The sequence below is a fragment of the Oceanicella sp. genome, from assembly GCF_056449545.1.
The window spans coordinates 1-9372 of the sequence record NZ_JBWOMN010000005.1; the positions used below are offsets into that span (position 1 = coordinate 1).

Consider the following 9372-nt stretch of genomic DNA (forward strand, 5'->3'; position numbering starts at 1 on the left):
GGCGGGCGGGGCCGCGCCGGGCGGTCGGCGCGCGCCTGATGCCGCGCGCGTCACGCGCCCCCCGCCATGGCGTCGGTGACGTCGCGCTGCGGGCGCTTGCGGGTCAGCGCCAGCAGCATCCCCATGCCGATCCCCGCCGCCAGCATCGACGAACCGCCATAGGAAATGAACGGCAGCGTCATGCCCTTGGCGGGCAGCAGCCGCGTCGCCACCCCCATGTTGACGAAAGCCTGCAGCCCGATCAGCGCCGCCAGTCCGGACCCCGCCAGCCGCACGAAGGCGTCGCGCTCCTCCACCAGCCGCAGCATGGCGCGGATGGTGATGAACAGGAACAGCCCGATGACGATCAACGTCAGCGCCAGCCCGTATTCCTCCGCCGCCACGGCGATGATGAAATCGGTATGCGCGTCGGGCAGGGTGTTCTTGACCGAGCCCTCGCCGACCCCGACCCCGAACAGCCCGCCCTCGCGGATGGCCTGCGCCGCGTAGCCAAGCTGGGTGCGCGGGTCCACGTCGCTGGCCAGAAAGCCGTCGATGCGTCGGGCGAAATGCGCCGAATTCACATAGGCGAACGCCCCCGCCGCGCCCACCGCGCCGCCCAGCCCCAGCAACAGCGTCACCGAGGCCCCGGCGACGAAATACATCACCCCCCAGGTGGTCAGCACCAGCATCGCCTGCCCGAAATCCGGCTGCAGCGCCAGCAGCCCGGCGACGACCGCCGCGGTCAGGACGCTCAGCGTCTTGCCCGGCGGGCCGTGGCGCGCGAAGCTCGCCGACATCACCCAGGCGGCGAACACCACGAAGACCGGCTTGAGAAATTCCGAGGGCTGCAGCGAAACCCCCGCCAGCGAATACCAGCGCACCGCGCCCTTGCCGTAATCCGTGCCCAGCGCCGGCAGCAGCGCCAGCGCCGCGAAGGCCCCGGCGAAGCCGATCACCCCAAGCCGGCGCACGGTCTCGGGCGACTGCAGCGACACCCAGATCATCAACCCGACGCCCGCCGCCGAATACGCCACCTGCCGGATCACGTAATAGAACTGATACTGCCCGTTCTTCGCGGCCAGCGGCACCGAGGCGGCCAGCCCCAGCACCAGCCCGATCACCATCAGCGCCAGCACCGCGCCCACGGTCCAGCGATCCACCGTGCGCCACCACCGGGTCAGCACCGGTTCGCCGCCGCCCTGAACGGCGACCCCGCCGAACACCATGTCGCTCATGTCGCTTCTCCCTGATCGGCGGCGATGATGTCCGCGACCGCCGCGCGAAACGCGTCGCCGCGCGCCTCGAAACTGTCGAACTGATCGAAACTGGCGCAGGCCGGGGACAGCAGCACGGTGTCCCCCGGCGCGGCCTCGGCCGCGGCGCGCGCCAGCGCGGTCGCGAGATCGCCGCAGGTCTCATGCGCCGCATCGCCCAGCTCGGCGGCGAAATCCGCCGCCGCCTCGCCGATCAGATAGGCTTTCGAAATCCGTCCGAACAGCGGGGCCAGCGACGCGATGCCCCCCGCCTTGGCCCGCCCCCCGGCGATCCAGCGCACCTTGTCATAGGTCTTCAGCGCCATCTGCGCCGCGTCGGCGTTGGTGGCCTTGGAATCGTTGACATAGGCGACGCCGCCGGCGGCGCCCAGCAGCTCCATGCGATGCGGCAAGCCGGGAAAATCCCCGAACGCGGCGCCGATCCGGCGCGGCCCCAGCCCCAGCGCGCGGCACGCGGCGTAGGCGGCGGCGGCGTTCTGCCGGTTATGGGCGCCCTGCAGCGCCGGCGCGTCGCGCAGATCCACCGAGGCCAGCTGCCGCCCGCCCCGCCATTCGGCCAGAAAGCCTTTTCGCGCTGTGACGCTCCAGCCGTCGCCCTCGAGCTTTCGCGAGGCCACCGCGATCACCGGCGCGCCGTCGCCTTCCCGTTCGCGCATGCGGTTGGCGAGGTAGCGCCCTTCCGGTTCGTCGAGTCCGATCACCGCGCGCTCCGGCAGGCCCATCTCGAACAGCCGCGCCTTGGCGGCGAAATAGCCGCCGCGCCCGCCATGGCGATCCAGATGGTCCGGCGACAGGTTCAGGAACACCGCGATGTCGGGCCCCAGCGCGCGCGCCAGCTCGATCTGATAGGAGCTCAGTTCCAGCACCAGCGCGTCGCCGTCCCCGGGCGGGTCCAGATCCAGCGCCCCGCGGCCGATATTGCCGCCCATCTGCACGTTTCGCCCTGCGGCGGCGAGGATATGGGCGATCAGCGCCGTGGTGGTCGACTTGCCGTTCGAGCCGGTGACGCAGACGATCCGCGGCGCCCGGTCGAACAATTCCCATGCCTCGGTGGCGACGGATCGAAAGAACAGCCCGATGTCATTGTCCACCGCCACGCCCCGCGCCCAGGCGTTTTCCACCGCCTTGTGGGGCGCCGGATACAGATGCGGGATGCCGGGCGACACGATCAGCGCCGCCATGCCGTCCCAGGCCCGCCCCCGCGTCAGGTCGCCGATCTCGAACCCCTCGGCGGCGGCGGCGGCGCGCCCCGCCGCGCCGTCGTCCCAGCACACCGGGACCGCGCCGCCCGCCGCCAGCGCCCGCGCGCTGGCCAGCCCGGAGCGCCCCAGCCCCAGCACCCCGACCCGGCGCCCGGAATATCCGCGAACCGGGATCATCGCAGCTTCAGCGTCGCCAGGCCGATGATCGCCAGGATCACCGAGATGATCCAGAAGCGGATCACGATGGTCGGCTCCTGCCAGCCGAGCTTCTCGAAATGATGGTGGATCGGGGCCATCAGGAACACCCGCTTGCCGGTGGCCTTGAAATACAGCACCTGGATGATCACCGACAGCGCCTCGACCACGAACAGCCCGCCGATGATCGCCAGCACGATCTCGTGCTTGGTGACCACGGCGATGGCGCCCAGCGCGCCGCCCAGCGCCAGCGACCCGGTGTCGCCCATGAACACCATGGCCGGGGGCGCGTTATACCACAGGAACCCCAGCCCGGCGCCGATCAGCGCGGCGCAGAAAATAGCGATTTCCGACGTGCCGGGCACGTAATGCACCCCCAGATAGGCGGTGAAATCGGCGCGCCCGACCATGTAGGCGATGATGGCGAAGCTGCCCCCGGCGATCATCACCGGCATGATCGCCAGCCCGTCCAGCCCGTCGGTGAGGTTCACCGCGTTGGCCGATCCGACGATCACCAGCACCGCGAAGGGCACGAACATCACCCCCGCGTCGAGCATGAATTCCTTGAGGAAGGGAAAGGCGATCCGCCCGGCCAGCGCCTCGGGCTGGATCGCCATGGTCCAGGCCCCGGCCCCGGCGGCGACCGCCAGCCCCAGCGCCAGACGCACCCGCCCCGACACGCCCTTGCTGGAAAAGCTCGACACCTTGAAGAAATCATCGGCGAACCCGATGGCGCCGAAGCCCAGCGTCACCAGCATGACGATCCACACATAGCCCAGATCCAGCCGCGACCACAGCAGGGTCGAGACCAGCAGCGACCCCAGGATCATCACCCCGCCCATGGTCGGGGTGCCGGCCTTCTCGATGATGTGGCTTTCCGGCCCGTCGTCGCGGATCGGCTGGCCGCGCTTTTGCATGCGCCGCAGCGCGTTGATGATCGGACGCCCGAACAGGAAGCTGAACACCAGCGCCGTCAGGAACGCGCCGCCGGCGCGGAACGAGATGTAGCGGAACAGGTTGAACAGGTCCCCGCCCTCCGAAAGCGGGGTGAGAAGGTGGTAAAGCATCACAAAGCCTCGTCGCCGGCGGGGGCCGCGCGCGGCGTCCCGAGTTTCCTGACCGCGTCCACGACCCGCGCCATGCGCGTGCCGAGCGAGCCCTTGATCATGACCACGTCGCCCGCGTCAAGCAGGCGCCCCAGCCTTTGCGCCATGGCGGCGCTGTCCGGCGTCCATTCGCCGCGCCGCCCCGCCGGCAGCGCCGCGTGCAGCGCCTGCATGCGCGGCCCGACGCAATGCACCAGATCGATGCGCGCCATGGCCGGATGCGCCGCCAGCGCCGCGTGCAGCGCCGCTTCGCCCTCGCCCAGTTCCAGCATGTCGCCGAGCACCGCGATGCGCCGGCCCTTGCGCACCTTGCCCACGCCGTCCACCGGCGCGGCGGCGGCCAGCACCTCGAAGGCCGCGGCCATGGAGACCGGATTGGCGTTGTAGCTTTCGTCGATCAGCTGCACCTCGCCGTCGAGCCCGCCGGCGTCAAGCGCCACCTGCCAGCGCATGCCGCGCCCCGGGGGGGGGCGCCAGCCGCCCAGCGCCAGCGCGGCGCGGGCCAGGTCGCCCCCCGCCGCCGCCGCCGCCAGCAGCGCCGCCAGCGAATTCATCGCCAGATGCCGCCCCGGCGCGCCGATCTTGTAAAGCGCCTCGCGCCCGTGAATGCGCGCCCGCACCATGGTGGCCAGCGGGCCCACATCCGCGCTCAGCAGCCGCGCGTCGCAGCGCTGCGCGGTCCCGAACCGCAGGATCCGCGCCGCCCCGCAGCGCGTGGCGCGCCGCTTCAGGCGGGCGAAATGCGGGTTGTCGCGGTTGAGGATCGCCACCCCGCCGGGCTCCAGCCCCTCGAAGATCTCGGCCTTGGCGAAGGCGATCCCGGCCTCGTCGGCGAAGGCGAACATGTGCACCGGCGCCACGTTGGTGACGATGGCGACATGCGGGCGGGCCAGCCGGGCCAGCGGCGCGATCTCGCCGGGGTGGTTCATGCCGATCTCGATCACCGCGAAATCCGCGTCGCGCGGCATCCGCGCCAGGGTCAGCGGCACGCCCCAGTGATTGTTGAAGCTGCGCTCGGCGGCGTGCACGCGCCCCTGCGCCGCCAGCGCCGCGCGCAGCATGTCCTTGGCGCCGGTCTTGCCCACCGACCCGGTGATCGCGATCACCCTGGCCGGCGCGCGGGCGCGGGCGGCGGCGGCCAGCGCCTCCAGCCCGGCCAGCGGGTCCTCGACGATCAGCAGCGGCGCATCCGCGGCGACGCCTTCCGGGCGCCGCGCGACCATCGCCGCCGCCGCGCCCGCCCTGAACGCCGCGGCGACGAAATCATGGCCGTCGCGCTGGTCGCTGAGCGCCACGAACAGGTCGCCCCTGGCGGTCTCGCGGCTGTCGATGGCGACGCCCGAGACCGCGAAGGCGCGGCTGGCCCGCCCGCCGGTGGCGGCCGCCGCCTCGTCGGATGTCCACAGCGCAGCGCTCACCCCGTCATCCCCGCGTCTCCATCCCGGCCGCCATCCCCGTCCAGCGCCGCCACCGCGGCCCGGGCCTGTTCGACATCGTCGAACGCCAGCACCTGATCGCCGATGATCTGGCCGGTTTCATGACCCTTTCCGGCGATCAGAAGGCGATCCTGAGGCCCCAGCGCATCGACCCCGGCGAGGATCGCCTCGGCGCGCCCGGCGATCTCGCTCGGGGCCGGGTCCATGGTCGCGCAGCCCGCCAGCACGGCGGCGCGAATCGCCCCCGGATCCTCGGATCGCGGGTTGTCGTCGGTGACGATCGCCAGATCCGCCGCCATGGCCGCCGCGCCCATCAGCGGCCGCTTGCCCTTGTCCCGGTCGCCCCCGGCCCCGAACGCCACGATCAGCCGCCCCGGGGTGTGCGGCCTCAGCGCGGCGATGGCGGCGGACAGGCTGTCGGGGGTGTGGGCGAAATCCACGTAGATCGCGCCCCCGTTGGCCCGCGTCGCCGCCAGTTCCATGCGCCCGCGCACCCCCACCAGATGCGGCAGCGCCGCGAACGCCGCCCCCGCCTCGGCGCCGCAGCCGATGGCCAGCGCCGCCGCCATCAGCGCGTTCATGCCCTGAAACCCGCCCACCAGCTTCAGCTCCGCCTCATGGGCGCTCAGCGCGTCGCCGGCCCAGTGGAAGCGCAGGGTCTGGCCGGCGTCGTGACAGCGCGTGTCCAGCAGGCGCAGCAGCGCCGCCTCGCCGCGCCCCACGCCGATCACCTTCTGGCCCCGCCCCATGGCCACCAGTTCGGCGGCGACGCAGTTCGGGTCGTCGACGTTCAGCACCGCCACCGCGCCCTCGGGCAGCACCCGGTCGAACAGCCCCAGCTTGGCGGCGACGTAATCGTCATGGTCGCGGTGGTAATCCATGTGGTCGCGGGCGATGTTGGTCAGCGCCCCGGCGCTGAGCCGCACCCCGTCGAGCCGATGCTGCGCCAGCCCGTGCGAGGACGCCTCCATCGCCGCGTGAGTCACGCCCTGCGCCGCCAGATCGTCGAGCAGCGCGTGCAGGACCAGCGGGTCCGGCGTGGTGTGGGCAAGCGGCGCCGTGACCGCGCCCTCCACCCCGGTGGTGCCGAAATTCACCGCCTTCAGCCCCAGCCGGGTCCAGATCTGGCGCAGGAAGCTCGCCACCGAGGTCTTGCCGTTGGTGCCGGTGATCGCCGCGACGGTCCCGGGCTGGCCCGGAAAGAACGCGGCGGCGGCGCGCGACAGCGCCAGGCGCGGCGCGGCGCGTTCGATCAGCGGCAGGGTCGCGGCGCCCGCGCGGCCCTCATCGGCCCAGATCCGGCGGATGCGCGCCGCGCCCTCGGGCGAGCACACCACCGCCAGCGCCCGCTGGCGCAGCGCATAGGGGGCGAATTCGGCGCCGTCCAGGGCGTCGCCGCGAATGGCGAAGAACACGAAACCCGGCTTGACCGCGCGGCTGTCCACCGCCAGCCCCGCCACCGGCGCGTCGGGGTCGCGCCCGCAGCCGGGCGACGCAAGCCCGAGATCGCGCAGGCTGACGCCGCGCCCTGCGCCCGCGCCCCCGCCCGTCCTCTGTTGCCTTGAGGGGCTGGTCCCGCTCATCGGCGCTCCTTTCCCAATCTGCGCCCGGCCCGCGGCGGCGTCGGCCCGGCGCGGCTCAGTTGGCGACCAGGCGCGAGCCGCCCGCGCCGAGCGCCGTCTGCGTCTGCGTCTCCTCGATCGCCGCCGGCGCCGGCTGCGGACGCATGCCCAGGATCGGGGCGATGCGGCGCACCGCTTCGCGCACCGTCGGCGCCGCGGTCCAGCCGGCTGAGCGGCGCGGGTTGCGCCCCGAACTCTCCGCCGCCTCGTCCATGGTCACGATCAGCGTGTATTTCGGATCATGCGCCGGGAACACCGAGGCGAAAGTGGCCACCACCTTGCCGCGCTCATAGCCCCGCCCGCCGCGGCGCGGCTTGTCGGCGGTGCCGGTCTTGCCGCCGATATAATAGCCCGGAACCTCGGCGTTTCGACCGGTGCCGTCGGTGACCACCGCGCGCAGGATCTCGCGGATCCGGCGCGAGGTCTCGACCGACACCACCCGATCCGCCTCGACGGGGCGCGCGCCGCCCTTCAGCAGCGTCGGGCGCACCCGCAGCCCGCCATTGACCAGCGCCGCGTAGCCCGCCGCCAGATGCAGCGGCGTCACCGCGATGCCGTGGCCGTAGGATATGGTCATGGTCGACAGCTCCGACCAGCGCGGCGGCAGCAGCGGCTTGCTCTTGCGCGCCTCGGACAGTTCCAGCGGCGCCGGGGCGAACAGGCCCAGCTTTTCCAGAAACGCCTTCTGTCGCCGCGCCCCCGCCAGCAGCGCCAGCCGCGCCGAACCCACATTGGAGCTTTCGACGATCACCTCGCGCAGGGTCATGCGATCGGGAAGGCGGTGGGAATCATTGATCTTGAAACGCCCCCAGCGCAGCGGCCCGCGGGTGTCCACGACGGTCTCGGGACCGGCGAGCCCGGCCTCCATCACCATGGCGGCGTTGAACACCTTGAACACCGAGCCCAGTTCATACACCCCCTGCGCCGCGCGGTTGAACAGCGGGCTGTCGTCGGGATAGCCCTTGACGGGGGGCGCCGGGCGGCGGTTGGGGTCGAAATCCGGCAGCGAGACCAGCGCCAGCACCTCGCCGGTGTCCACATCCATCAGCACCCCGGCGACGCCCCGGGCGTTGAGCCGGCCCATGGCCTCGCCCAGCACGTCGGTCAGCGCCGCCTGCACCCGCAGATCGATGGACAGCGCCAGCGGCGCGGCCACCTCGGCCGGGTCGCGCAGGCGCTTGTCGAACCAGCGCTCGACCCCGGCGACGCCGATGATCTCGGCCGCGCGCACGCCCTCCTTGCCGTAGCCGGCGCCGCCCAGCACATGCGCGGCCATGCGCCCGGCGGGATAGACCCGGGTTTCGCGCGGGCCGAATTTCAGCCCCGGCTCGCCGAGGTTGAACACCGCCACCCGCTCCGCCGGGGTGATGGTCTGCTTCAGCCACAGGAACTTGCGCCCGTCGGTGAACCGGCGCAGCAGCGCCTTTTGCTCCATGTCGGGGAAAATCTTCGCCAGCCCCTCGGCGGCGGACACCGGGTCCACCATGTCCTGCGGGCGGGCGTATAGCGAAAACACCGGGATGTTGACCGCCAGCAGCGCGCCGTTGCGGTCGCGGATCTCGCCGCGCAGATTGGTGATCCGCTCCGACGCGGCGACGCCGCGCGGCTCGCGCGGCTCCTCGGTGGACAGCAGCGCCATGCGCCCGGCCACCGCCATATAGGCCAGCACGAAGGCGCAGCAGACCAGCACCAGGCGCCATTCGGCGCGGCGGCGCTGATCGGCGATCTGCCGGCGGCGCGCGTCGCCCCGGCGCGAGGCCGCCTCGGCGTTGGGATCGCGCCCGCGACGGCGCGCCTCGATCACCTCGGCCAGCCGCGCGCCGCCCTCGGCCTCGGCCCGCGCGTCGGGGCCCAGGCTCATCGGCGCGGCTCCAGCGCGACCCCGGTCAGCAGCCCTTGGGCGAACGGGTCGGCGGCGCGGTATTCCCCGGCCTCGGGCGACCCGCCCGCATAATCGCCGTCATCCGCGCCCCCCGCGCCCAGCGCCAGCGTCCATTCGGCGCCGGCGGCCGCGCCGCGCCCGCCGCCCCAGCCGAACATCTCTCTCACCCCGTCAAGCGCCGCGATGACGTTGTTCTCGATGACGATCGGCGGCGCCGAATAGGGCGGCGCCGGCGGCAGCGGCGGCGGCGGCGGGAAGGCCACCATGGCGGTCTCGGCGAAGCTCTCGGGGCTCATGGGCCGCAGTCCCAGCTCCTCGGATTTCAGCAGCGACAGGCGCGACAAGCGGTCCGGCGCGTTCAGCCGCGCCCATTCGGCGCGCAGGATGGCGATGGCTTCGCGTTCGCGCAGGATGTCGTCGCGCAGCGCCGCCACCCGGTCCTGGGCGTCCAGCGTCCGGTAATTCACCTGATAGGCCCATACCGCCACCGCGGCCACCAGCCCAAGCGCCAACACGTAAAGCAGGCTCTTCATCGCGATACCTTCCGCATGAGGGTTTCCAGGTCCAGGCGCGGCGCGCCCAGCGCCCGCGGGTCCGCCGGTTCGCCCGCCGCCGCCCCGGTGCGCCGCGCCGCGCGCAGCCGCGCCGAGCGGGCCCGCGGGTTGACCGCCAG

At 72.7% G+C, this 9372-nt stretch carries 7 protein-coding genes; all 7 read right to left on the reverse strand.

Going from position 1 to position 9372, the window contains the following annotated elements; translation table 11 throughout:
* Window positions 1-50: 50 nt before the first annotated feature.
* Genes AC1HC7_RS00445 through ftsL form a run of 7 tightly spaced genes read right to left on the reverse strand, consistent with a single transcriptional unit; the run spans window position 51 to window position 9232 of the window.
* Entirely contained in the window at window positions 51-1217 is a 1167-nt protein-coding gene (locus AC1HC7_RS00445) for a peptidoglycan glycosyltransferase FtsW (RefSeq protein WP_479495285.1), read from the reverse strand.
* Complete coding sequence (gene murD, locus AC1HC7_RS00450) at window positions 1214-2635, reverse strand: UDP-N-acetylmuramoyl-L-alanine--D-glutamate ligase (RefSeq protein ID WP_479495284.1); 1422 nt, start codon at window positions 2633-2635, stop codon at window positions 1214-1216. Before murD ends, AC1HC7_RS00445 begins: the two co-directional genes overlap by 4 nt.
* Window positions 2632-3720 carry a phospho-N-acetylmuramoyl-pentapeptide-transferase gene (gene mraY / locus AC1HC7_RS00455; protein ID WP_479495283.1) on the reverse strand — a complete coding sequence of 363 codons (1089 nt, stop codon included), beginning with the start codon at window positions 3718-3720 and terminating at the stop codon, window positions 2632-2634. The genes murD and mraY overlap by 4 nt, the downstream gene beginning before the upstream one ends.
* On the reverse strand, window positions 3720-5177 hold the full coding sequence (locus AC1HC7_RS00460; RefSeq protein ID WP_479495282.1) for a UDP-N-acetylmuramoylalanyl-D-glutamyl-2,6-diaminopimelate--D-alanyl-D-alanine ligase: 1458 nt from the start codon (window positions 5175-5177) through the stop codon (window positions 3720-3722). The genes mraY and AC1HC7_RS00460 overlap by 1 nt, the downstream gene beginning before the upstream one ends.
* Window positions 5174-6778 (reverse strand): UDP-N-acetylmuramoyl-L-alanyl-D-glutamate--2,6-diaminopimelate ligase, encoded by a 1605-nt coding sequence (locus AC1HC7_RS00465; protein WP_479495281.1) that lies wholly within the window; start codon window positions 6776-6778, stop codon window positions 5174-5176. The genes AC1HC7_RS00460 and AC1HC7_RS00465 overlap by 4 nt, the downstream gene beginning before the upstream one ends.
* Before the next feature lie 55 nt (window positions 6779-6833).
* A complete protein-coding gene (locus tag AC1HC7_RS00470) occupies window positions 6834-8678 on the reverse strand; it encodes a peptidoglycan D,D-transpeptidase FtsI family protein (protein WP_479495280.1) in 1845 nt (614 codons plus the stop codon).
* Window positions 8675-9232 (reverse strand): cell division protein FtsL, encoded by a 558-nt coding sequence (gene ftsL, locus AC1HC7_RS00475; RefSeq protein ID WP_479495279.1) that lies wholly within the window; start codon window positions 9230-9232, stop codon window positions 8675-8677. The genes AC1HC7_RS00470 and ftsL overlap by 4 nt, the downstream gene beginning before the upstream one ends.
* Window positions 9233-9372 lie beyond the last annotated feature (140 nt).

What these genes read in the sequence shown, in the direction of transcription:
- AC1HC7_RS00445 (WP_479495285.1), bottom strand. Translation starts at nt 1,217, where the DNA reads ATGAGCGACATGGTGTTCGGCGGGGTCGCCGTTCAGGGCGGCGGCGAA.
- murD (WP_479495284.1), bottom strand. Translation starts at nt 2,635, where the DNA reads ATGATCCCGGTTCGCGGATATTCCGGGCGCCGGGTCGGGGTGCTGGGG.
- mraY (WP_479495283.1), bottom strand. Translation starts at nt 3,720, where the DNA reads ATGCTTTACCACCTTCTCACCCCGCTTTCGGAGGGCGGGGACCTGTTC.
- AC1HC7_RS00465 (WP_479495281.1), bottom strand. Translation starts at nt 6,778, where the DNA reads ATGAGCGGGACCAGCCCCTCAAGGCAACAGAGGACGGGCGGGGGCGCG.
- AC1HC7_RS00470 (WP_479495280.1), bottom strand. Translation starts at nt 8,678, where the DNA reads ATGAGCCTGGGCCCCGACGCGCGGGCCGAGGCCGAGGGCGGCGCGCGG.
- ftsL (WP_479495279.1), bottom strand. Translation starts at nt 9,232, where the DNA reads ATGAAGAGCCTGCTTTACGTGTTGGCGCTTGGGCTGGTGGCCGCGGTG.